The organism is Paraburkholderia sp. SUR17 (assembly GCF_029536165.1).
Lineage (GTDB): Bacteria > Pseudomonadota > Gammaproteobacteria > Burkholderiales > Burkholderiaceae > Paraburkholderia > Paraburkholderia kururiensis.
This window is the reverse complement of record NZ_CP120508.1, coordinates 1,344,626-1,368,667: the sequence shown is the minus strand read 5'-3', so window position 1 is coordinate 1,368,667 and position 24,042 is coordinate 1,344,626. Positions and strand designations below refer to the sequence as shown.

The window sequence follows — 24,042 nt, the reverse complement described above, 5'->3', positions numbered from 1 at the left end:
GGCGGTCACCTCAAAGCGCCCGCTCGAAGGCTCCAATACCACCCGATCAACCGCTGCACTCACCGGAAGAAACCATCATGCTGCTCGCCCAGATCAGCGACCTGCACATCAAGCGGCCCGGCGCGCTCGCGTATCGCCGCGTGGATACCGCCGCGAGCCTCGCGCGCTGCATCGCCCGCCTCAATGCGCTCGTGCCGCGGCCCGACGCGGTGCTCGTGACCGGCGACCTCGTCGATCTCGGCACGGCCGAGGAATACCGGCATCTGCGCTCGCTGCTCGATACGCTCGAACTGCCGTGGTATCTGCTTGTCGGCAACCACGACGACCGCGCGGCGCTGCGCGAGGTGTTCGCGGATCGGCCCGAACTCGCAACAGGCGGCGAATTCGTGCAGTACACCGTGGACGTCGGCCCGCTGCGCGTGATCGCGCTCGATTCGATGCTGCCCGGCCAGAGTCCCGGCACGCTCTGCGACGCGCGGCTCGCCTGGCTGGAACGCGAACTCGACGCGGCCGCGGCAAAGCCCGTGGTGGTTGCGCTCCATCACCCGCCGTTCGCCTGCGGCGTGAGCCACATGGACCGCCTGCGCCTCGCGCCCGATGCGTCGGCGCGGCTCGCCGCCCTGCTCGCCCGCTATCCGAACGTGGAGCGCGTGCTGTGCGGCCACGTGCATCGGCCCATGTTCGTGCGCTTCGGCGGCACGATCGCGTGCGCCGTGCCGTCGCCCGCACATCAGGTTGCGCTCGATCTGCGCGACGACGCGCCCTCGGCCTTCGTGCTCGAACCGCCCGCCTACGCGCTGCACCGCTACGACGCGGCGGCGGGCCTCGTCACGCATCACGCCTACGTGGACGAAGCCGAAGGGCCGTATCCGTTCTTCGAGCCGTCGGGGAAGTTGATCGACTGAGGGGTTCGGCCGCCAGGCGACAAGCCGATGGGGCGCAATGCGCGCCCCGGAGTGCCCCGGAACGCGCCGGAACGCGCCGGGAAAAAGCGGGCTGGAAGAAACGCCCTGAAAACGTGGCCGGCACGGGGTGCGCGCGCGCCTGCACGATCGGCGGTGCTCCGGTATGATCGGCCGCTCGACGTTGTCCGTTTGCTGCAGTGCGTTCAACGTCGTGCCGTCGGGCGCGTGGTTCAGGCCCGGGGTTCATCCCCGTAGTTCAGGCCCCTCGTTCTACCCGATACGCCGCTGCCACCCGAAAGGATGGCCGTTGACCGAACGCGGGCGCCGGGCCGGCTCGTCGCGACGCTTTGCTGTCGCGCCTAGCCATCACGCTCGCCACCCCGCTCGTTCCACCCTTCGCTGCCATGTCCACACCCGCTACCGATTCGCCCGCCGCCGGGCGTTCGCTTCCCGCGCTGCTGTTCCTGCTGGCCACCATTGCCGGCGTGGCGGTCGCGAACATCTATTTCAACCAGCCGTTGCTCGACGACTTCCGCCAGTCGTTCCCGCAGGACGCCTCGTGGATCGGCGCGGTGCCCTCCGCCACGCAACTGGGCTACGCGGCGGGCATGCTGCTGCTCGCGCCGCTAGGCGACCGGTTCGACCGCAGGCGGCTGATCCTGCTGCAGATCGCCGGCATCTGCGTCGCCCTGCTCGTAGCGGCCACCGCCTCGACGCTCGCGGTGCTCGCGGGCGCAAGCCTCGCGATCGGCATACTCGCCACCATCGCGCAGCAGGCGGTGCCGTTCGCCGCGGAGATCGCGCCGCCCGCCGCACGCGGCCATGCCGTGGGCACGGTGATGAGCGGGCTTTTGCTCGGCATTCTGCTCGCGCGCACGGCGGCAGGCTTCATCGCCGAATACTTCGGCTGGCGCGCGGTGTTCGGCGCATCGATCGTCGCGCTCGTCGTGCTTGCCGCCGTCATCATGATGCGGCTGCCGCGCAGCCAACCCACCTCCACGCTCGGCTACGGCAAGCTGCTCGCCTCGATGTGGCATCTCGCAGTCGAGCTACCGGGCCTGCGCCAGGCTTCGCTCACGGGCGCGGCGCTGTTCGCGGCGTTCAGCCTGTTCTGGCCCGTGCTCACGCTGCTGCTTGCGGGGCCGCCGTTTCATCTCGGCCCGCAGGCCGCGGGCCTCTTCGGCATCGTGGGGGCGGCGGGCGCGCTCGCGGCGCCCCGCGCGGGCAAGTTCGCGGACAAGCGCGGGCCGCGCGCCATCATCACGCTCGCCATTGGGCTCGTTGCGCTGTCGTTCGTGATCTTCGCGTTTTCGGGCGCGAGCATCGCGGGGCTCGTGGTGGGCGTGATCGTACTCGACGTGGGCGTGCAGGCCGCGCAGATCTCGAACCAGTCGCGCATCTATGCGCTCAAGCCCGAAGCGCGCAGCCGCGTGAACACGGTCTACATGGTGACGTACTTCATTGGCGGCGCCATCGGCTCGGTGGTGGGCACGACCGCGTGGCGCCTCTCGGGCTGGACCGGCGTGTGCATCGCCGGCCTCGTGTTTGCGGGGCTCGCTGCGTGGGCGCATGGGGCGCGCCATGAGAAGGCGCTTGCGGCGTCGTGACGGTAGGGCTGCCGTATGCGCAGCAGCATGCATAGGCTCGCAGGCGCGCTCGGCGTAGCGAGCCACGCATGCGCGCACGCCATGCCGTAGCGCGTACGCAAACGCGGCGGCGCGCGTGGCCCTGGCCTCGTGCCGACCACCCGACCGCCGCTGCGAACCCTCAACCGCGCTGGTCGAGCAGGTCGGCCATGTCGTCGGCGTGCTCTTCTTCCACCGCGAGGATCTCTTCAAAGATGCGCCGCGTCGTCGTATCGCTGTCGCCCAGATAGCGAATGATCTCGCGATAGGTGTCGATCGCGATGCGCTCGGCCACCAGGTTCTCGCGAATCATGTCCGTGAGGTCGCTGCCCGGCTTGTACTCCGAATGCGCGCGCGTGGCGAGCCCATCCGGTGCGAAGTCGGGCGCGCCGCCCAGCTGCACGATGCGCTCCGCAAGCCGGTCCGCGTGCTCCTGCTCTTCCGACGCGTGCTGCGCGAATTCCTCTGCCACCGCTTCGGAATGAATGCCCTTCGCCATGAAGTAGTGACGCTTGTAGCGCAGCGTGCAGACAAGCTCGGTGGCGAGCGCGTCGTTGAGCAGTTTCAGCACGACTTCGCGATTCGCGGTGTAGCTCGATGTGACGGGCCCCTCGTCCATGTGCTGGCGCGCCTGCTCGCGGATCTTCTTCAGGTCGAGCACGAACGGGTCTGTGGATTTCGACATTCTGGCCGCTCCTCGTTACGGTTAGGGTTGAGTGGGTTTTGCCGCGTCAATGCCTGACCACGCCCAGCAGCAGCGTGACGACAAAGACGACAAGGAAGATGTAAAAAAGTATCTTCGCGATCTCCGCTGCGCCGGCCGCGATGCCGGTAAAGCCGAACACGGCGGCGATGATGGCGATCACGAAGAACACGATGGCGTAATGAAGCATGACCTTTTCCTCCGGTTGACTGCGCGCGTCGGCGGCTTGCTGGGGCGGGCGGGTCCGCGTGTCGTTGCCTCGTTGCCTCGTTGCGCGGTGCCGCGGGCCACAACGTCCATGCGCCCATGCGCGCAGTGATGTCGCGTTGAAGTTCTCTTCGGCCGTTTCTCTTTCCGGTGTCCGGTTTTTGCGCGCCTGCGTTTGCGCCGAGCGAAAGCGCGAGCAGGCGCGGCGTCACGAACACCGAAGCCACCGCAGCAACCAGCGTTCCCGGCACGCTGCTGCGCTGCGGCGCGCACGCGGGCATACCGTTTGCGGCTGCGCTGAAGGTTTCAAACAGAAAGGGAGAAAACCGGTATGACGACTCGACTCATCGCCTGGCTCGTGCTCGCCTGCTCAACGGCACTCGCCGCCTGCAACACCGTGGCGGGCGCCGGACAGGACATCTCCAAGGGCGGGCACGCCATTACCAATTCAGCGGAACAGCACGAGTAGCAGCACGGCCGCGGGCCGCAGCAGGCCTCGCCGCGCTTGCACGCTTGCGTGGCGGCCCGCTTGCGGCGGCCTTGCTGCGCCGTTTGCGGTCGGCGTATTACCCGCTCGTGGGTCCGCGCGCTGGGTCTGCTCGCTGGGTCTGCTCGCTGGGTCTGCTCGCTGGGTCTGCTCGCTGGGTCTGCTCGCTGGGTCTGCTCGCTGGGTCTGCTCGCTGGGTCTGCTCGCTGGGTCTGCTCGCTGGGTCTGCTCGCTTACCCGCTCGTTGCCCCTCGCGGGCTCGAAGCGCTGCATTTCAGCGCTTCGTTGAAGCTCATGGCCAATCGAGGCGGCCGGCTTGCTGCCGGCTGCCGTCCCCGGCCTGACGAGTCCCCGCGCCCTTCCGTTAGAACCTTCCTTCGACGGCGCCTCCGCCGGCGGCGTGTATCGTCATGCGCGTCCTCCCCTTTGCGCGTGACCCGCATGCCCTCGCCCTACCCGCATCTGCTCAGCGAACTCGACCTCGGCTTCACGACGCTCAGAAATCGCGTCGTGATGGGCTCCATGCATACCGGCATGGAAGACCGCTTCTGGCATTACCCGAAACTCGCCGCCTACTTTCGCGAACGTGCGCGCGGCGGCGTAGGGCTCATCGTGACGGGCGGCATCTCGCCCAATCGCGAAGGCTGGCTGCTGCCGTTCGGCGGCACGCTCAATTCCTCGCTCGACCTGCACAATCACCGCCAGCTCACGCTCGCCGTCCACGAGGAAGGCGGCAAGATCGCGCTGCAGATTCTTCACGCAGGCCGCTATGGATATCAACCGCTCGTCGTGTCGGCCTCGGCGGTGAAGTCACCCATTTCGCCGTTCAAGCCGCGCGCGCTGAGCGTTGCCGGCATCGCGCGCACGGTGCGCGCCTACGCGCGCTGCGCCCGGCTCGCGCAGCGCGCGGGCTACGACGGCGTGGAGATCATGGGCAGCGAGGGCTATCTGCTGAACCAGTTTCTCTGTCCGCGTACGAACCGGCGCACCGACCATTACGGCGGCAGCATCGAAAACCGCATGCGTCTTGCCCGCGAGATCGTGGCCGCCGTGCGCGCCGCGTGCGGGCCGCGCTTCATCGTGATGTACCGGCTTTCCGTGCTCGATCTCGTGGACGGCGGCAACACCTGGGACGAAACGGTACGCGTGGCGAAAGCGCTGGAAGCGGCGGGCGTCACGCTCTTCAACACCGGCATCGGCTGGCACGAGGCGCGTGTGCCGACCATCGTGACCTCGGTGCCGCGCGCGGCCTTCGCGCCGCTTGCGGCGAAGCTCAAGGCGGCCGTCTCCGTGCCCGTGGTGGTGTCGAACCGCATCAACACGCCCGAGCTTGCCGAACGCCTGATCGCCGAGGGCGCGGGCGATCTCGTCTCGCTCGCGCGTCCGCTGCTCGCCGACCCCGAGTTCGTCGCCAAAGCCGCGGCCGACCGCGCCGCCGAGATCAACACCTGCATCGCCTGCAATCAGGCCTGCCTCGATCACACGTTCCGTAACGAACGCGCCACCTGCCTCGTGAATCCACGCGCGGGCCGCGAGACCGAACTCGTTTATCGGCCGCTTGGCTCGGGCGAGCGCGCGCGTGCGGTTGCCGTGGTGGGCGCCGGGCCGGCCGGTCTGTCGGCGGCCACGGTGGCGGCGTCGCGCGGCCATCGCGTGACGCTGTTCGAGGCGCAGCCCATGATCGGCGGACAGTTCAATCTGGCCATGCGCATTCCGGGCAAGGAAGAGTTCAGGGAGACCATCCGCTATTTCGAAAGCCAGTTGGCGCGGCACGGCGTCGAGGTGCGGCTCGGCACGCGCCTGGATGCGCCGGCGCTCGCGGCGGCCGGCTTCGACGACGTGATCGTCGCGACCGGCATCGTGCCGCGCCGTCCGCAGATTCCGGGCATCGACGCGCCCCACGTGCTCTCGTACCTCGACGTGCTGAACGGCGCGCCGGTGGGACGCCGTGCCGCGTTGATCGGCGCGGGCGGCATCGGCTTCGACGTGGCCGCGTTCCTGCTGCATCGCGCGGGCGAGCCGCTGCCGCAGCCGCACGACGACTGGTTCGACGAATGGGGCGTGGACCCCGACGTACGCGAACGCGGCGGGCTCAAGCCGCCGCGCCGCGCCGACCCGCCGCGCGAACTGTGGCTGCTCCAGCGCAAGGCGGGCAAGCCCGGCGCGGGCCTCGGCAAAACGTCGGGCTGGGTGCACCGCGCGGTGCTCGCGCGCAACGGCGTGCAGATGCTGGGCGGGGTCGCGTATCTCGAGATCGGCCCGCGCGGGCTCAAGATTGCCCGCGGCGGCGAGGAGCAGTGGCTCGAGGTGGACACGGTGGTAATCTGCGCGGGCCAGGAGTCGCTGCGCGAACTCTACCCGGCTGCGCCGGCGCCGAATGGCACGCGGTATCACCTGATCGGCGGCGCTGCGCTCGCCGCGGAACTCGATGCGAAGCGCGCAATTCGCGAAGGCGCGGAGCTTGCGGCGCGGCTTTGAGGTTTGCCTCGGGGGCTTGCCGCTGGAGGGCCGCCCTCGAAGCGCCCTACTGCTGCGCGCGCTTGCGGTCGAACACGAACGACATCCCGACGCTCACGAGAATCACCACCGTCGCGACGATGGTGGACCGCGTGACCGGTTCGCCCAGCAGCACGGCGCCCAGCGCCACCGCCACGATGGGATTCACGTACATGCAGCTGCTCGCCACGATGGGGCTCGTGTGCCGGATCAGGTAACCGTACGCGACGTAAGCGGTCATCGTGCCCACCAGCATGAGATAGACGAACGCGAGGATCGGCAGAAAGTGGATCGCCAGCATGCGCTCGCCCGTCACGAGCGCGACGATGGTGGACATCGCGCCGCCCAGGCCGATCTGCAAGGCGGTGGAGAGAAAGAGGTCCGAGGGCAGCCTGAGGCGGCTCGCCAGGTGCGCGCCCCCGGCCCAGAAGAGCGCGCCGCACAGAATGGCGAGGCTGCCGCCCGCGGTACCCGAGGTCTCGCTGCCGCTGCTCAGAATCGCAATGCCCACGAGGCCGAGTCCCACGGCGATCCATTCGCCCTTCGCGATGGGCCGCCCCGCGATGGCCGCGATCACCGTGGCGAAGAGCGGCACGGTCGCCACCATCACGGCCGCGGTGCCGGTGCCCACGGTGCGCATGCCGAAGGCCAGCAGGCCGCTCGAAAACCCCACGAGCATGGTGCCGACCATCCCGGCGTTGCGGACCTCGACGAGATCGGGCAGCGCGGGGTTGCGCCGCATCGCGAACACGAAGAGCCCGATGCCCGCGAACAGGTTGCGCAGGCCCGACATCAGCAACGGCGGAAACGAACCGAGCGCGACGTGCACGGCAAGGTAGGTGGAGCCCCAGACGATATAGACAACCATCAGCGCGAGCGCGACGCGTCCGCCGCGCGTGGCGGGCAGACGAAGCGCGAAGCGCGAGGAAAAACCGGTGGGCAAGCGCGTGGGCAGGCGAAAGGACATGGTCAATTCGCCCGCAGGACCGGGGCGGCTTGCGTCAGCCGAGCCGGTCGAGCCAGCCGGCGCAGCGGCGCCGACGCCTGTACTGAAAAGGTCGCGCAATGAACACGCGCGGCGGCGAATGGCGCACGGCAGGCTGGGCTGAACGGCATGGCGGTAGAACGGGAAGTGCTTGTCGTACGTGTGGAAGGAAACCGGCGCGGCGCCGGGTGCGCAAGGAAACGGACCCGCTGGCGCGCTACGAACCAGGTGATGCACCCAAGCGAAGCACCAAGCGGAGCACCCAGGCTACGCAGCAGCCGCGCAAGCGCGGGCCGCCGCGCACTCGCGCATTATGCAATAAGCGCGGCGCACGGCCGTTATTGAAATGTAACGTGCAAGCGCGCGAATTCGGGCCCGCCTGGCTATCGCGGGGTCATTTACGAAGGCTCGGCCTCGCCGTCTCCGAGGTCGCCCCTGAGTTCGTCTCGAAGACCGTCTCTCGGGTCGTCTCTGAGGTCGTCCCTCGGTCTGCCTCTTGGCGCATCGTGCGACTCCGCATGCGGCTGCGTTGCGGTCCCCGCATACGAAGCACGGCCCGCTACCCTTTCGGTGCGCGCAGCCGCACGATCTGAACGGCCCGCACGCCCTGCGCGGCGTGCACGCCCTGCGCGGCGTGCACGTCTCATCCGCGTCATCTGCATCACCACGCAGAATGCCACCGGCGTGAACACGAGCCCGAGCAACGTCGCGCCGATGATCCCGCCGAACACGCCCGTGCCGATGGAATGCCGGCTCTCCGCGCCCGCGCCGCTCGAAATGACGAGCGGCACCACGCCGAGCAGGAACGCCGCCGAGGTCATCAGGATGGGCCGGAAACGCATCGCGCAGGCATCGACGATGGCGCGGCCCAGCGGTACGCCGCGCGCGCAGAGTTCGCGCGCGAACTGCACGATCAGGATCGCGTTCTTGCCCGAGAGTCCGATCACCGTGACCATGCCGATCTTGAAGTAGACGTCGTCGGGCAGCCCGCGCACGAGCATCGCGCAGATCGCGCCCGTTACGCCCAGCGGCACGACCATCAGCACCGCGAGCGGCACGGTCCAGCTTTCGTAGAGCGCCGCGAGCGCCATGAACACCGCCACGAGCGAAAGGCCGATCAGGAGCGGCGTCTGCCGCGCAGCCTCGGTTTCGGCCTGCGCCGCTTCGGCCCAGTCCCAGGCAATGCCGGTGGGCAGCGTAGCCGCGAGGCGTTCCATCTCGGCCATCGCCGCGCCCGAGCTGTAGCCCGGCGCCGCATGGCCCGACACGTCGAGTTCGGGGTAGCCGTTGTAGCGCGTGAGCATGGTGGGGCCGCGCGTCCAGTGCAGCGCGGCGAACGCCGAGAACGGCACCATCTGCCCCGACGCATTGCGCACCGAAAGGCTCAACAGGTCCTGATCGCGCATGCGCGCCGACGCCTGCGCGCCCACCATCACGCGCTGCATGCGGCCATTGGCGGGAAAGTCGTCGATATAGGTCATGCCGAACGTGTTGCCCAGCACGTCCGCAATGGCATCGAACGGCACGCCCATCGCGTAGGCCTTCGCACGGTCGATTTCGAGCACGATGCGCGAGGCGTCGGGCAGCGTGTCAGAGTGGACGTCGGCGAGCACCGGGCTGTGGCGCGCCATCTCGAGCAGCCGCTCGCGGCCCGCTTCGAGCGCGTCCATGCCCACGCCGCCGCGGTCTTCCAGATGGAACGAGAAGCCCTCGGCATGACCGAGCCCCGGCACCGAAGGCGGCAGCTGCGCCACCACACTGCCCTCGGGAAACGTCGCGAACTTTGCGTTGAGCGTGTCGCGCAAGGTCTGTGCGTCCACGCTGCGCTTCGCCCAGTCCGTGAGTTCCACGAACGCCATGCCCACGTTCTGGCCGCTGCCCTGGAAGCTCCAGCCCACCACGCTCGTCACGTGTCCCACGGCGCGCTCGCGGCGCAGCACCGCCTCCACGCGTTCGAGCGTGGCGAGCGTGCGCGCCTGGGTCGCGCCTTCAGGCATCTGCACCATGACCTGAAGCTGGCCGCTGTCTTCGGTGGGCAGGAAGCCGCCCGGCATGCGCGTATAAAGCAGCGCGCACACCACCGCCAGCGCCACCTGCACCGCGAAGACCGGCCCCGCACGCCGCAGCAGGCGCACGACGAGCCTGCGATAGCGGTCCGAGGCGCGCTCCACGCCCGCAGCAAAGCGTGCCGTGATGCCGGTTTCACGCGCGCCGGCCTTGCGCGGCTCGGGCGCCTTCAGCAGATTCGCGCACAGCGCGGGCGTGAGCGACAGCGCCATGAACGCCGACACGAGAATGGCCGCGATCATCGCAATCGCGAACTGCCGATAGATGCCGCCCACGCTGCCCGGGAAGAACGCCATCGGCACAAACACGGCCGTGAGCACGGCCGTCACGCCCACGATCGCGCCGCCGATCTGCGCCATCGCGCGCCGCGTGGCCTCGCGTGGCGGCAACCCTTCCTCGTGCATGATGCGGTCGATGTTCTCCACCACCACGATCGCGTCGTCCACCAGAATGCCGATCGCGAGCACCAGCCCGAACAGCGTGAAGACGTTGATCGAGAGGCCGAACGCGTACATGGCGAGGAACGCGCCCATCAGCGCGACCGGAATCACCACGGTGGGCACGAGCGTGTAGCGCAGGTCGCGCAGGAAGAGCCACATCACGCAAAACACGAGCACCACGGCTTCGGTCAGCGTGATGATCACCTCGCTGATGGCGATCTTCACGAAGTGCGCCGTATCGAAGGGAATGGCCACGGCCACGCCCGGCGGCAGCGTCTTCGAAATCTGCGCGAGCTTCGCGCGAATCGCATTCGACGTTTCGAGCGCGTTGCCCGTGGGCGCAAGCTGGATGCCGACCGTGGCCGCGGCGTGTCCGTCGAGACGCGACCAGAACGTGTAGCTGTCGCGCCCCATCTCGACGCGCGCCACGTCGCCAAGGCGCACCGTCGCGCCGCCCGGCAGCGCCTTGAGCACGATGGCCGCGAAGTCCGCGGGCGTCTGCAACTGGCCCTTTACCGAGACCGATGCCGTCAGCGTCTGCCCGGCCACCGCGGGCGCATCGCCGATCGCACCTGCTGTTACCGCCGCGTTCTGCGCGCGAATGGCCGCGGTCACGTCGGCGGGCGAGAGGTCGTACTCGCGCAGCTTCATGGGGTCGAGCCAGATGCGCATGGCCTCGTCGGAATCCCATAGTTCGGCCGAGCCCACGCCGGGCGCGCGCTTCAGTTCGCGCAGCACGTAGCGGCTCATGTAGTTGCCGAGTTCGGCCGAATTGCGTGTGCCGTCTGTCGACGTGAGCGTGACGAGCATGAGGAACGTGTTGGCCGCCTTGTCCACCACGATGCCCTGCTGCACGACCTGCTGCGGCAGACGCGGCTCCACCTGCTTGAGCCGGTTCTGCACGTTGACCATCGCGATGTCGGGGTTCGACCCGGGCGCGAACGTGACGTCGATTTCGAGATTGCCGAGCGCGTCGCTCGTGGTCTCGTAGTGCAGCAGGCCGTCGATGCCGTCCAGTCCTTCTTCGATCACGCTCGCCACGTTGCTGTCGATCACTTCCGCCGACGCGCCCGGATACGTCGCGCCGATTACGATGCGCGGCGGTGCGAGCCGCGGATACTGCGCGACGGGCAGCAGCGGCACCACGAGCACGCCCGCCACGATGAACGCGAGCGCGACGATCCAGGCGAAGACGGGACGATCGATAAAGAACGATGGCAAAGGCGACGGCTCCTGGCTCAGTTCGGCTCAGTTCAGTGGGGGCGAAGCGAACGGCGGCGCTTCGGCATAGCGCGCCATGTGCAGCGCATCGGCCAGCACGCCGTCGCGCATCGCATAGCCGCGCGAGCGCCCTTCCTCCACGAAGCCGAACTTGCGGTACAGCGCGATGGCTGCGGCGTTGTCCACGAACACCCTGAGTTCGAGGCGGCGCAGCCCGAGCGACTGGTCGGCGCAAGCAATGGCCGCGGCCAGCAGCGCGGTGCCCACGCCGCGGCCCGCGTGCGCGTCGTGCACGGCGATGCCGATTTCGGCGCAATGCGCGCGCCTGGGCGGCTGCGGAATGACGTCCACCGTGCCGATCACGCGCGAGTCGAGCGTGGCGCAGAAGCTCGCCGCCTGAACGCTCCCGCGCGTGCGCTTCGCTTCGCGCTCGACAAGCGTTCGGGTCGCGAGAAAGGGCATGGCCAGCGTGCCGCGACGCACGCCGGGCAGATTGAAGAGCGCCGCGAGGGCGTCGAGGTCGGTAGACTGCGTGGCGCGCACGACGATGCGGCCTCGTGGCGCGTGCGCGCTGCCCACGGTGTCCACGGCGCCCGGCATGGGCGTGCGGCGTTCTTCCTCGCGTTCATCCATCGGCCGGCTCATCCGATTTCCGCCGCGTGCGGGGCGGCGTCCATGAAAGGCATGGCGTCGCGCAGCCGCGCCATGAGGAGCGTATCGACGAGCACGCCGTCGCGCAGCACATGGCCGCGATAGCGCGCCTCGATCTCGAAACCATGTGCCCGATAGAGGCCGAGCGCCGGCGCGTTGTCGGCGTAAAGCTGGAGTTCGACGCGCCGCAGGCCCAGCCAGTTGTCGGCCACGTCGAGCAGTTCGGCCATCAGACGCGAGCCGATGCCGCGCCGGTGCCAGGCGGGATGGACGCTGATGCCGAGCGACGCCGAATGCGCGCGGCGCAGCCGGCCGGCATACAGTTCTGCGCAGCCCACGAGCGTATCGCTCACCACGGCGACGATCGCGACCGAGGGCGGCGTGAAGGTCGCGATCCACTCTCGCGTGGATTCCACCGTGTCGACGGCAAGGCGAATGCTGCCGTGATGAAACACAGTGGGGTCGGCATGCAGCGCGTGGAATTGCGGCGCATCCGCCTCGCTCAACGGCCGCAGCGTGAGTCCTTCGGGCAGTGCACGCGTCGTGGTCTTCATGTGCGCGGCTCACGTGTTGTGTGCACCTGTCGTCTCCGTCCTTTTTTCATACGTGCCGCGTTCGCCTGCCCGCGGCACCGTGCGATCCATCTTCCATTCAAAGCGTCAGCTCGAACGACTTCGCCAGCACGCCCGGCAGCTTCATGCCGCCCGTCTCGCGTTCGCCGTAGGTGTGGTCCGAGAGCAGCAGTTGCGGCTCGGCGTCGAGCCGCTCCAGTTCGCTGCCCAGCAGCCGGTACAGGCTGTCGTCGAAACGCATCGCCTCCACCGGCGCCACGATGCGCCCGCCTTCCACCCAGAACGTCGCGAAGCGCGTCATGCCCGTGAGCCGGCCGTTCAGGCGGTCCGAGAAATTCACGTACCAGAGGTTGCCGATGTAGAGGCCCGTATCGAGCGCCGTGAGTACGTCGGTAGCCGCCAGGTCGCCGCCTTGCATCGAAAGCGAGGTGGGCACCTCGCCCTCGTGCGCCCCGTTCGGCACGAGCCCGTATTCGCGGGCGCTGCGCGCGTTCGTCAACTGCCCTACGCTGCGGCCACCGGTGACGAGCGGCACGCTCTCGCGCAAATAGCCGTCCGCGTTGAAGGCGGGCGTGATGCCGAGGCTCAGGTCTTCGGTCATCGTGACGCGTGCATCGAAAGCGACTTCGCCGCGATGCAGCCGGTACAGCGCGCTTTGCGCCGTCTGCTGCTGACGCGCCGAAAAGCCGTTCCACCCCGTGGTGCCGAGCAGTTCGCCCAACGCCGCGGGCGCAAGGTAGGCGCGATAGCGGCCCGGCGCGAGCACGCGCGGCGCCTCGGCGAGCACGGGCAACCGTTGCGCCGCCTCTTCCATCTTGCGTGCGAACACGGCGTCGTCCCACGACTCGCCCGAGTAGACGGTCTTGATCGCGCGGCCGCCCGGGCCGTACAGCGACCAGCTGAAGTCGAAGTTCTCCACCTCGTACCAGCCGCGGCTGCCCGCTGACGACGCGAAGCCGCGCGCCACCGTGCCGCCCGCGTAGAAGCCGACGAAATCGAGTTGACGCGCGCTCTGCTCCACGAGACGCACGAGTGCTTCGGGTTCGGGCAGCGAGCCGCTGCGCTTCGTCTCCTGGGTCCACGGCGAGGTGTCGAAGAGCACGTGCGGGTCGTCGGAGGCATCGCGCAGACTCTCGCGCAACATCGCGACGGTAGCCGCAGCTTCGCGCAAGTCCGCGGCGGCGTCGCCGCTCGCCGTGAAGCTCGCATAAGCCTGGCGCATGCCGTCGATCAGCCGCAGCGTCAGCGTGCCCTGCGACACGCTGCCGATCTGCCGCACCTTGCCCGCATTGAAGCGGATGAATTCGGAGTGTTCGCCCGAGAACCACACGAGCGTGGTTTCGCCGGTGCGGCGCATGCGGCCGATCTCGTCCGCGAGCAACGCGAAGTGCCGCTGCCAGCCGAGCGCCGCAACGTCGCTGGAGAAATAGGTCTCGGCCATCAGGCGCCTCCGAATACGTCGACGTTGCGGAACACGCATGCGGGCGACGCGTGCCCCACGCGAATGATCTGCGCCGGTTCGCCCTTGCCGCAATACGGCGTGCCGTAGACCTCCCACGTCGATTCGTCGCCCACGGCCGCGAGGCTGCGCCAGAAGCTCGCGGAAATACCGCGGTAATTCGGCTGCTTCACGACCTGCGTGAGCCGGCCGTTTTCGATCAGTTGCCCGAACTCGCAGCCGAACTGGAACTTGTTGCGATGATCGTCGATGGACCAGGACGTGTTCGACGACATCAGAATGCCGTGCTCGATACCCGCAATCATCTCGGCAAGCGAACTCGTGCCGGGTTCGATATTGAGGTTCGCCATGCGATCGATAGGCGGCCGGTTCCAGCTCGACGCCCGCGAGTTCGCCACACCCGGCAGATGGGCGCGCTGCTGCGAAAGTGCACCGCCCAGCGGCCGTTCCAGCACGCCGTTGCGGATCAGATACTGGCGGCTCGCCTCGCTGCCATCGTCGTCGAATGCGTAGGACGCGGCTTCTTCTGGCGGCTGCGGGTCGAACGTGACGTTGAGCAGCTCCGAGCCGTATTGATAGGTACCGAACATCTCCGGCTTCACGAAGCTCCAGCCCGCGAAATTGCGCTCGTCACCCAGAATGCGGTCCAGCTCCAGCGGATGGCCGATCGACTCGTGAATCTGCAGCATCATCTGGTCGGGCATGAGCAGCAGATCGCGCGTGCCCGACGGGCAGTTCGGCGCGGCGAGCAGTTGCAGCGCTTCGTCGGCCACGCGCACGCCCGCGCCGTCGAAACCGCGCCGCGCCAGTACCTCCACGCCGCCCTGCGCGAGCCCGCTGTGGTGACCACCGAGCGAACGCATCTGCGTGTCGCCGTTCGCATGTGCCGCTACGCTCAAGTGCGGCATGACGAAGCGAAAGTGCTGTTCGATGCGCACGCCGTCGCTCGTCAGATAGACCTGCTCCGTCTGCGTGATTTCGACGCTCGCGGTGCGCTCCACGATGCGGCTGTCGATCTTTGCAGCAGCGCACTCGCGCGCCAGCCGCTCGATCCATTCGCGGCGGCCCGGCAGCGGTGCCTGAACGTTCGGCGACGCGTAGCTGCCGCTCGCCGAAGGCCGCGGCACGCTGCGTTGATCGACAAGCGCGAAGGCCTGTGCCGCGCGTGCGCGGGCGAGCGCGCTATCGAGCGCGGCCTGCAAACCCGCCGCCGAAAGGTCCGCCGTGGCCGCGTAGCCCGCGCCCGCGCCGGACCACGCCGTGAGCATCGCGCCGCGGTCGCGCGACATGCGCAGCGGTTGCACGACATCGTTGCGCACCGCATGGGTTTCCGTGCGCTCGTCCACCACGCGCAACGACCAGAAGTCCGCTTCGCTCGAAAGCGACTTCGCCGCGTGCGTCCAGCTTTCTTCCGTCATGCCAGTTCCTCGCGAATATCTGCCGGCGGCGCCTGCATGGAGGCGGCGAGCAGCGACCGGGTGTAGGGATGCGCGGGAGCGCGCAGGACCTCAAGCGTATCGCCCGCTTCCACGATTCGTCCAGCCTTCATCACGATGACGCGATGCGCCATCGCGCGCATGACCGCGAGATCGTGCGTGATGAAGAGATAGCTGAGCCCGTATTTCTTTTGCAGGCGCGTGAGCAGATTCAACACCTGCTGCTGCACCGATACGTCGAGCGCGCTGGTGGGTTCGTCGAGCACGAGCAGTTCCGGCTCGACAGCTAGCGCGCGGGCAATCGCGATGCGCTGGCGCTGGCCGCCCGAGAATTCGTGCGGATAACGTAGCAGCGCGTCGGCGGGCAACCCGACTTCTTCGAGCAACGCCGCCACGCGCGCGCGGCGGTCCTGAGGCGCGATTTCCCGACGATGCACGCGCAAGCCCTCGCCCACGATCTGCTCGACCGTCATGCGCGGCGAGAGTGAACCGAACGGGTCCTGAAACACCACCTGCATCTGCGCGGACAGTGCACGGCGCGCCTGCGGCGTGCGCAGGCTCGACCACGGTTTGCCGTCGATCAGAATCTGGCCCGACGCCGCGCGCTGCAAACCGAGCACGGTGGACGCAAGCGTCGATTTACCGGAACCCGATTCGCCCACCACGCCCAGCGTCTCGCCGCGGCGCAGGGTCAGATCCACCTCGTGCAGCGCACGAAACGACGCGCTGCCGAAGAGCGAACGCCAGCCCTTCACGTGCGTGCGGTAGTCCACCGCCAGTTGCTTCACGTCGAGCACGGCTGCTGCGTCGTGAGGCACCGCCCCGACCTGCCGGCGCGGTTCGCTGTCGAGCAGCCGCTTCGTGTAGGGATGCTGCGGATTCGAGAACAGCGCATCGGTGGTGTTGGTTTCCACAAGCACGCCCTTCTCCATCACCGCCACGCGCTGCGCGAAGCGGCGCACGAGATTGAGGTCGTGCGTGATGAGCAGTACGGCCATGCCGCGTTCGGCTGCTTCCTGTTCCTGCAGGCCGATCAGGAGATCGACGATCTGCTGCCGCACGGTGACGTCGAGCGCCGTGGTGGGCTCGTCGGCGAGCAGCAGACGCGGACGGCACGCCAGCGCCATCGCGATCATCGCGCGCTGGCGCTGGCCGCCGGAAAGCTGATGCGGAAAGCTGTCGATGCGTCGTTCGGGCTCCGGAATACCTGTGCGCCGAAGCAGCTCGATGCCGCGCGCACGCGCCGCGTTCGGGCGCAGACCTTCGTGCAGCCGCAAGCTTTCGGCAATCTGCTTGCCGATGGTGAAGAGCGGATTGAGCGCCGTCATCGGCTCCTGGAAGACCATCGCGACGTCGGCGCCGCGAAGGCCGCGCATCTGCTGTTCCGTCTTGCGCAGCAGGTCTTCGCCATCGAGCAGAATGCGGCCGGTGTACATCGCATGCTGCACGAGCCGCAGGATGGAAAGCGCCGTCACGCTCTTGCCCGACCCCGATTCGCCCACCAGCGCCACGCGTTCGCCGCGCGCAATGGAAAGGTTGAGGTCGCGCACCACGGTGCGCTCGCCGAAAGCGACGGAGAGGTTTTCGATTTCGAGCAGCTGGCGGGGCAAGGTTGGCATCTGCGTCACTTTGCGCCTCCAAATGCCGAGCCGCGCGCGCGCGTGTCCAGTGCATTACGCAGCGCGTCGCCCATGAACGTGAGCAGCAACAGCGTCACGACGAGCGCCGCAAATGCCGAAATGGAAATCCACCATGCGTCGAGGTTGTTCTTGCCCTCCTGAAGCAGCTCGCCCAGGCTCGGTGTGGGCGGCGGCACGCCCAGGCCCAGAAAATCGAGGCTCGTGAGCGAGAGAATGGCCGCGCTCATGCGAAACGGCAGGAACGTGATGACGGGCGTGAGGCTGTTGGGCAGGATGTGGCGCCAGATGATCTCGCGGTTCGAGAGACCCATGGTGCGCGCGGCCTTCACGTAATCGAGCGAGCGGTTGCGCAGGAATTCGGCGCGCACATAGTCGGAAAGCACGAGCCAGCCGAACAGCGAAAGCAGGATGAACAGCAGCCATAGCGTGGGCTGGAAGATGGACGCGAAGATGATTAGCAGATAGAGGTCGGGCATGGAACTCCAGATCTCGATCAGGCGCTGACCGATCAGATCGGTGCGACCGCCGTAGAAGCCCTGAAGCGCGCCCGTCAGTACGCCGAAGAACACGCCCGACGCAGTGAGCGCGAGCGCCATCAGCACCGAGACGCGAAAGCCGTACAGCAGGCGCGAAAGCACGTCGCGGCCGAACTGGTCGGTGCCGAGCCAGTTCGATGACGACGGCGGCGCCGGAAACGGGCGCACTGCGAAGTAGTCGATCGTGTCGTAGTGGTTGTGGTTGGGCGGATAAATCGCGAAATTGCCGTTCGACGTGATGCGGGAACGGATGTACGGGTCGAGGTAGTTCGCGCGCGCGGGAAAGTCGCCGCCGAACTGCGTTTCGGGGTAGTCCTTCACGATCGGAAAGTAGTAGTGCCCTTCGTAGCGCACCACAAGCGGCCGGTCGTTGGCGATCAGTTCACCTACGAGGCTGATAGCGAACAGCGTGACGAAGATCACGAGGCTCCAGTAGCCGAGCCGCTGGCTACGGAAGCGCAGCCACGTGCGCCGCCACGGCGAGGGTGACTGCGGCATGTGCGGAGGCGGCGAAAGCGACGCGGCCGGCAAGGCCGCGTCCGCCTCAGCGGTCCATCCGTTCGAACTGGATGCGGGGGTCGACGATGACATAGCAGGCGTCAGCAATGAGTTTGGTGATGAGACCGATCAGCGTGAAGAGAAAGAGCGAGCCCAGCACCACCGGGTAGTCGCGGCGAATCACGGAGTCGTACGAAAGCTGGCCCATGCCGTCGAGCGAAAAGAGCGTCTCGATCAGCAGGTTGCCGTTCAGGAAAGCGCCCACGAACGCGGCGGGCAGGCCCGTGAGCAGCGGAATGGCGGCGTTGCGCAGCACGTGCTTCCAGAGCACGTCGCGTTCGGGCGCGCCCTTCGCCCGTGCCGTGAGCACGTACTGGCGCCCGATCTCTTCAAGGAACGTGTTCTTCGTGAGAATGGTGACGATCGCGAAGTTGCCCACCACGGCGGCGGTAACGGGCAGCACGATGTGCCACAGATAGTCGAACACCTTCCCCGCTGCGGAGAGGCTTTCGAAGTTATCCGAAGTAATGCCGCGCATGGGAAACAGCTGCCAGAACGTGCCGCCGCCGAACAGCATGAGCAGCAGCACGCCCAGCACGAAGCCCGGGATCGCGTAGCCCACCAGCACCAGCACACTGGTCACGGTATCGAAGCGCGACCCGTTGCGCACGGCCTTCGCAATGCCGAGCGGCACCGACACCGCGTAGGTCAGAATCACGGTCCAAAGCCCCAGCGTGATGGAGACGGGCAACTTCGAGCGAATCACGCTCCACACGCTTTGATGCTGGAAATACGACTGCCCGAGGTCGAACGTCGCATAGCTCTTCAGCATCATGAGGTAGCGCGTGAGCGGCGGCTTGTCGAAACCGAACTGCTTGCGGATCTGTTCGATCTGTTCCGGGCTCACGCCCTGGCTGCCGTGATAGCCGCCGCCCCCGCTGCCGCCTTCACCGTGATGCGCGCCGTGACGCAACTGGTTCACGACCTGCTCGACGGGGCCGCCCGGCACGAACTGCGTCACGACGAACGTCAGCGTCACCACGCCGATCAATGTGGGCACCATGAGCAACAGACGTCGGATGATGTAAGCGAGCATGGTGGTCCTCAATGCGCTGCGGCCGTGGTGCCGGGTTGGGCCGCGCCTTGCGGCTTGCAGTACCAGTAGTCGATCACCCAGTCCTCGTACTGATACGACTTCGGCACCACGGCAGGAAAGCCCAGCGTCGTCTTGTAGCCGATGCGCGCGTTCGGCATGTAGTACTGCGGCACGAGGTAGTACTCGTTGATGAGCACGCGGTCCAGCGCGCGCGTGGCTGTTTCCAGATCGTCGAGCGTCGTGGCGCTGACCGCTGCGTGCACGAGGGCGTCGACGGCGGGCGAACGGATGCCGGGGTAGTTCTCCGATCCGACCTCGCCTGCGGCCTTGCTGCCGAAACGGCGCAGCAGCTCGACGCCCGGAATCGTGACCGGCGGATAGATGAACGTGGTCATGTCGTACTCGAAGTTGTCGAGCCGGCGTTGATAGAGCGCCGCGTCGATCTCGTGCAGATATGCGTTGATGCCGAGCGTCTGCAACGCCTGGGTGTACGGAATGATGAGCCGGTCCATGCCGGGCTGATTATCCATAATCTCGATCGTCATCGGCGTGCCGTTCGCATCGCGCAGCGCACCGTCCTTGTAGTGCCAGCCCGCTTCGGCGAGCAGTTCGCGCGCGCGGCGCAGGTTGGCGCGCAGCGAACCCGGCGGCAGCGTGCTGGGTTGGCGCACCATCGGCCCGAACACGGCGGGTGGCAGGTCCTTGCGGAAGGGTTCGAGCAACGCGAGTTCCTTTGGCCCCGGCGTGCCCGTGGCACCGAACGGCGTGTCTTCGAAGAAGCTGTTCGTGCGCACATACTGGCCGTAGAACATCAGGCGGTTCATCCAGTCGTAGTCAAACGCGAGCGTGAGCGCCTCGCGCACGCGCACGTCCTGAAACTGCGGCTTGCGCGTGTTGATGAGGAAGCCTTGCATCTGCGGCGGGCCATCGGGGAAGAGGCCCTTCGCGAGCAGCCCCGACTTGAAATTCTTGCCGACGTATTTGCGCGCCCATTGCGTGGCGCTGTATTCGACGTCGGTGTCGTCGTTGCCGGCCTTGAATGCTTCGAGCTTGGTGTACTGGTCGAGATAGAGCCGGAAGTTGATGCGCTCGAAGCGGTACATGCCGCGCCGCGTGGGCAGATTCGCGGCCCAGTAGTGCGGGTTGCGGCGGTAGGTGATCTGCTTGTCGTTGCGTCGCTGCTCGATCAGATACGCGCCGCTCGCAATGGGCGGCACGTTCGAGATCTGATCGAACGGGGGGCGTGTGCCGTCGGCACGCATGCCCCACTTCGGCGAGAAGATGGGCAGGTCGCCCGCGATGAGCGGCGCCGCGCTCGACGCATCGGCGAAGTCGAACCGTACGGTCAGGCGATTCACGACGCTCGCGCGTTTGATCTCAGCGAACTGCGACGAAAAGAGCGGCGAAGCCTGCGGGCTTTTCAGGGTGTCGAGCGAATACTTCACGTCCGCCGCGGTGATGGGGTCGCCGTTCGAGAAGCGTGCCGCGGGGTTGATGTGGAAGGTAGCCGAACGCCCGTCCGCCGCCACTTCCACGTCGTCAGCAATGAGCGGGTATTCGGAGGCGAGTTCGTCCCAGCTGCGCTGCATCAGCGTGTCGAACATCAGGTTCTGGATGTCTGGGGCCGCTGCGCCCGTCACAAGGAACGGATTGAGCGAGTCGTAGCTTTGCAGATCGTTGTAGTTCTGGAAATTCAGCGTGCCGTTCGACGGCGCGTTCGGGGCGGCGTAGTCGAAGTGCGTGAAGTCGGGTGGGTATTTCGGATTGCCAAACTGGGCAAGGAACGGGCTGGCTTCGGCAGGCAGCCCGTGTGCGACGAGGAGCGCGCCGAGCGCGACAGCGCCTGGCCGGAGGAACATCGTGCGCAGCATCGTGCGAAGTACGCGATACATCGGGAGTTTCATCATGGGTCACTCGGTCCGCTGCTTCCCGCCCATTTTTCCTCGGGCGGGAAGCAGCGTGTCCATCGGCAGATGCCGTCAGAGCATCAGAAGCGGTACGTCGCGCCCACCTGGAAGAAGCGGCCGAGGTTCGTGTACAACGACTGATCGTAGCCCGTGATGTCCGGCACGGCTTGCCATTCCACGTCGAACGGCGGCTTGCGGTCGAACAGGTTCGTGATGCCGCCGTAGATCGTCCAGTGCTTGATGCCGCGGTACGTCGCCATCAGGTTGAACTGGCTGTACGACGCCACCGAAAGCGTGCCGCCATCGCCGAACTCCGCCGCCACTGCGTTCGTATACGGGCCCGTGTACTGCCACGTGAGCGTCGTCGTGAACATGTGGTAGTCCCAGCTCAGGCTCGTGTTGCCCTTCCAGCGTGGGTTGCTCGCGCCGAACGGCTGCAGCAGCGCCAGGTTGTTGCCCGCGAAGTCCTGGGTGGGAGCACCCGGCGTGTTGAGCTTGAAGTGCCACACGTAGGCCCAGTCGCCGGCCAGCGTGAAGGTACCCAGCGACGTGCGAACCGCCTTGCGGAAGTTCATGTCGAAGCCGTCGGTATCGAGCGAACCCAGGTTCACGAACGGCTGCACGATGTAGCGGACCGTACCGTCAGGATTGCGGATGACCTTCGACGGATCGTTCTGGTCGAGCACGGCGTTCGGATCGGCGGTGCCGATCACGCTGTCGATGTGCACCTTGTAGAACGCGGCGCCGATGTCGGTGGTCGCATCCGGCGAAAGCTCGAAGCCGATGTTGTAGTTCTTCGTGTGCTCAGGCTGCAGATTCGGGTTGCCGGTGGTCTGCTCCGTCGTGAAGTGCTTGGTGGGCACGCCGCTCGGGTCGTTCGGGTCCACGAGGTTCTGGTGGCCCAGATAGACGGCCTGCGAGTTTTCCACGGCCGTCGGTGCGCGGAAGCCGCGGCTGTACGACGCGTAGGTCGTGAGCATGCGCACCGGCTGGAAGCGCAGCGCGAAGCTGGGCGAGAACGCACCGCCGAAGTCGCTGTAGTGGTCATAGCGGCCCGCGTGCGTGAACGTGAGGTTGTGCAGGATCGGAATGTCGATCTGATAGAACGCTGCCGCCACGTTGCGCGAAGCGTCCACGGTCTGCACGTTCGCCGGCGCGGTGATGCCCTGCCCGGCGAGCGTCTGCGGATTGATGAGCGACGACTCGTGACGGAATTCCGTACCCACACCGAATCCGACGTTGCCGGTGGGCAGCGTGAACAGGTTCGTGGTCGACGTCTTCGCCGTGACGCTATCGAGCTTCGAAATGGCCTGCTGGTTGTCGTCGCTGAATACGCCGTTCAGGCCGTTCGGCGTCGCGGCCGGATTCGAGAAGTTGTACGTGCCGTTGGCGAGCATGTTCTCGACGCCGGCCACGTTGAGGCGGTTCGTGTATGTGGAGTCGACCGTGCTCTGCGAGTGGCCGTAATCGAGAGACCAGTCCCACGAGCCGAACTTCGCCGTGTCGAACGAGCCCTTCACGCCCGTGGACGCCATCCAGTACGTCGAAACCGTATCCACTGCGCCGACGTTGTTCGGGAACGTCAGGTTGATCGGCGTCGGCACACCGAACGGATTAAACGGGTTCGAGGCCGGCACCGTGCGCGAAAGCTGCGACACGCTGCCCGTGGAGGGCGTGAAGAAGTTCGACGTGCTCGAGAGTGCCGCCGGGCCTGCCAATTGAACCGTTTCGTCGCGGCTTGCCCAGAAGCCTGCATAGGCTTCTGTTGTGTCGTCGATCTTGAAGGTGGCGCGCACCTTCGCGTTGAGGCGCGTAATCGCCGGAATCAGCGAGGTGCCGGCAGCCGTGTTGTAGGTACACGATGCGCCGCCCGTATTCGCCGCGCTGCTGCCCGGGGGGCACGGCGAAAGTGCGGTAGTGGAACCGGCAGGACCCCAGTACGACTGCTGGTTGGGACCGAGCGGTGCCGCAAGACCGCCGGGGTATTGCGTGAAGTCCTGGTTCTTCGTCATGTCGCGATCGGCAAGCGTCGAACCGCTATCGCGGTAGTAGCTTGCGGCCGCCGTCACGTTGAAGCGATCGGAATTGAGGTCGCCGAAGCCACCCAACACGCTGAAGCTGCCCTGCCCGTCGCCGGGATGCTGCGCCTTGCCGAGCTGGCCGTCGATCTGCAGTCCCTGGAAGTTCTTCTTCGTGACGATGTTGACCACGCCCGCGATGGCGTCCGAGCCATACACGGAAACCGCGCCCGTTTTCACGACGTCGATGTGGTCGACGATGTTGACCGGAATCGAGTTGACGTCGAAGAACGTGTCGGTGAAGTTGACCGCCTGCGCGTAGTTCGCCACGCGTTGACCGTCGACGAGCACCAGCGTGTACTTTTCGCTGAGACCCCGCAGCGCGATGCCCGCGCCGCCCGGCGCCGCGCTGTTCATCGTGCTCTGCGACCAGCTGCTTGCCGAGTTCGCCGCGGTGCCACGCAGGAAGTCGGCTACGGTGGTGTAGCCGCTCTGCTGGATGTCTTTCGCGGTAATCGTCTGCACTTCGAGGTTGCTTTGCTTGTCCGCCGAGCGGATCAGCGAGCCTGTCACCTCGAACTTCTGCAGCTTCTTGACGGCCGGTGCTTCAGCCGTTGCTGCACCCGATGCAGCAGCAGGCGCAGCGGCTGCGGGTTGCGTATCGGCGGCGGGTGCCGCACTGGATGAACCGGTGGACGAACCCGTGGTGGCCGGCGGAGTTTGGGCGAAGGCAGACGTGCCGAGCACCGCCGTCAACGCCATTTCGGCCCATAGAATCTTTCGGATGGCCGATCCTAGAACAGTTAGCTTCATATTCCCCTTCTTTACCCTGTCAGTAAGGTCAAGTTGTTATCCCAAACCGGTCTAGCCGTCCTCTTGGCTCGCCGAATTCAAGCTTCGCAGGCCCGGTCACCCGTCTTCATCCAGACATCCCAAAACAAGTACTGCAAAGAACTTCGCGCTTCAAAGCCGGTCCATCACCTCTTATCGCGCTATTGCCATGTGCGTGGTCCCAATGCGCCAAAGCCGAAAACAGGTAATACCCGGCCACGCGCTCTACGTATGACGTGAGCACGGCAATCAACGCTTACAA

17 protein-coding genes are annotated in these 24,042 nt (G+C 66.8%); 4 read left to right on the top strand and 13 right to left on the bottom strand.

Annotated features, from left to right (window positions below; translation table 11 throughout):
• Positions 1 to 77 precede the first annotated feature (77 nt).
• Together P2869_RS06100 and P2869_RS06095 are read left to right on the top strand one after the other, a co-directional pair.
• Positions 78 to 905, top strand: coding sequence for a phosphodiesterase (locus tag P2869_RS06100; RefSeq protein ID WP_277597755.1), 828 nt, complete (start codon positions 78 to 80; stop codon positions 903 to 905).
• A 404-nt stretch (positions 906 to 1,309) separates the two neighbouring features.
• Entirely contained in the window at positions 1,310 to 2,512 is a 1,203-nt protein-coding gene (locus P2869_RS06095; RefSeq protein WP_277597754.1) for an MFS transporter, read from the top strand.
• Positions 2,513 to 2,672: 160 nt separating this feature from the next.
• Here P2869_RS06095 and P2869_RS06090 read toward each other — a convergent pair whose 3' ends face one another.
• Both P2869_RS06090 and P2869_RS06085 read right to left on the bottom strand, forming a co-directional pair.
• The gene (locus P2869_RS06090) at positions 2,673 to 3,215 is read right to left on the bottom strand and encodes a ferritin-like domain-containing protein (RefSeq protein WP_017777895.1); all 543 of its coding nucleotides are present in this window, start codon (positions 3,213 to 3,215) and stop codon (positions 2,673 to 2,675) included.
• Positions 3,216 to 3,261: 46 nt separating this feature from the next.
• A complete protein-coding gene (locus tag P2869_RS06085) occupies positions 3,262 to 3,423 on the bottom strand; it encodes a DUF1328 family protein (protein WP_017777894.1) in 162 nt (53 codons plus the stop codon).
• A 348-nt stretch (positions 3,424 to 3,771) separates the two neighbouring features.
• Here P2869_RS06085 and P2869_RS06080 point away from each other — a divergent pair, with 348 nt between their 5' ends.
• Positions 3,772 to 3,909, top strand: a complete 138-nt coding sequence (locus P2869_RS06080; protein WP_017777893.1) for an entericidin A/B family lipoprotein — start codon at positions 3,772 to 3,774, stop codon at positions 3,907 to 3,909.
• A gap of 459 nt (positions 3,910 to 4,368) precedes the next feature.
• The gene (locus P2869_RS06075) at positions 4,369 to 6,405 is read left to right on the top strand and encodes an NADPH-dependent 2,4-dienoyl-CoA reductase (RefSeq protein WP_277597753.1); all 2,037 of its coding nucleotides are present in this window, start codon (positions 4,369 to 4,371) and stop codon (positions 6,403 to 6,405) included.
• Between the two features lie 46 nt (positions 6,406 to 6,451).
• Here P2869_RS06075 and P2869_RS06070 read toward each other — a convergent pair whose 3' ends face one another.
• The 11 genes from P2869_RS06070 to P2869_RS06020 all read right to left on the bottom strand — a co-directional run bounded on the left by P2869_RS06070 (position 6,452) and on the right by P2869_RS06020 (position 23,762).
• The gene (locus P2869_RS06070; RefSeq protein WP_277597752.1) at positions 6,452 to 7,390 is read right to left on the bottom strand and encodes an EamA family transporter; all 939 of its coding nucleotides are present in this window, start codon (positions 7,388 to 7,390) and stop codon (positions 6,452 to 6,454) included.
• A 416-nt stretch (positions 7,391 to 7,806) separates the two neighbouring features.
• Positions 7,807 to 11,136, bottom strand: a complete 3,330-nt coding sequence (locus tag P2869_RS06065; RefSeq protein ID WP_277597751.1) for a multidrug efflux RND transporter permease subunit — start codon at positions 11,134 to 11,136, stop codon at positions 7,807 to 7,809.
• A gap of 27 nt (positions 11,137 to 11,163) precedes the next feature.
• Entirely contained in the window at positions 11,164 to 11,736 is a 573-nt protein-coding gene (locus P2869_RS06060) for a GNAT family N-acetyltransferase (protein WP_346833744.1), read from the bottom strand.
• Between the two features lie 41 nt (positions 11,737 to 11,777).
• Positions 11,778 to 12,341 carry a GNAT family N-acetyltransferase gene (locus P2869_RS06055; RefSeq protein ID WP_277597749.1) on the bottom strand — a complete coding sequence of 188 codons (564 nt, stop codon included), beginning with the start codon at positions 12,339 to 12,341 and terminating at the stop codon, positions 11,778 to 11,780.
• Positions 12,342 to 12,438: 97 nt separating this feature from the next.
• The gene (locus tag P2869_RS06050; protein ID WP_277597748.1) at positions 12,439 to 13,800 is read right to left on the bottom strand and encodes a metallopeptidase TldD-related protein; all 1,362 of its coding nucleotides are present in this window, start codon (positions 13,798 to 13,800) and stop codon (positions 12,439 to 12,441) included.
• The gene (locus P2869_RS06045) at positions 13,800 to 15,236 is read right to left on the bottom strand and encodes a TldD/PmbA family protein (protein WP_277597747.1); all 1,437 of its coding nucleotides are present in this window, start codon (positions 15,234 to 15,236) and stop codon (positions 13,800 to 13,802) included. Before P2869_RS06045 ends, P2869_RS06050 begins: the two co-directional genes overlap by 1 nt.
• A complete protein-coding gene (locus P2869_RS06040) occupies positions 15,233 to 16,873 on the bottom strand; it encodes a dipeptide ABC transporter ATP-binding protein (protein ID WP_277597746.1) in 1,641 nt (546 codons plus the stop codon). The genes P2869_RS06045 and P2869_RS06040 overlap by 4 nt, the downstream gene beginning before the upstream one ends.
• A 5-nt stretch (positions 16,874 to 16,878) precedes the next feature.
• Positions 16,879 to 18,021 (bottom strand): ABC transporter permease, encoded by a 1,143-nt coding sequence (locus tag P2869_RS06035; RefSeq protein ID WP_277597745.1) that lies wholly within the window; start codon positions 18,019 to 18,021, stop codon positions 16,879 to 16,881.
• Entirely contained in the window at positions 17,975 to 19,024 is a 1,050-nt protein-coding gene (locus P2869_RS06030) for an ABC transporter permease subunit (RefSeq protein WP_277597744.1), read from the bottom strand. The genes P2869_RS06035 and P2869_RS06030 overlap by 47 nt, the downstream gene beginning before the upstream one ends.
• Positions 19,025 to 19,032: 8 nt before the next feature.
• Entirely contained in the window at positions 19,033 to 20,883 is a 1,851-nt protein-coding gene (locus P2869_RS06025; protein ID WP_277598062.1) for an extracellular solute-binding protein, read from the bottom strand.
• Positions 20,884 to 21,011: 128 nt separating this feature from the next.
• The gene (locus P2869_RS06020; protein ID WP_277597743.1) at positions 21,012 to 23,762 is read right to left on the bottom strand and encodes a TonB-dependent receptor; all 2,751 of its coding nucleotides are present in this window, start codon (positions 23,760 to 23,762) and stop codon (positions 21,012 to 21,014) included.
• Between the last annotated feature and the right edge of the window lie 280 nt (positions 23,763 to 24,042).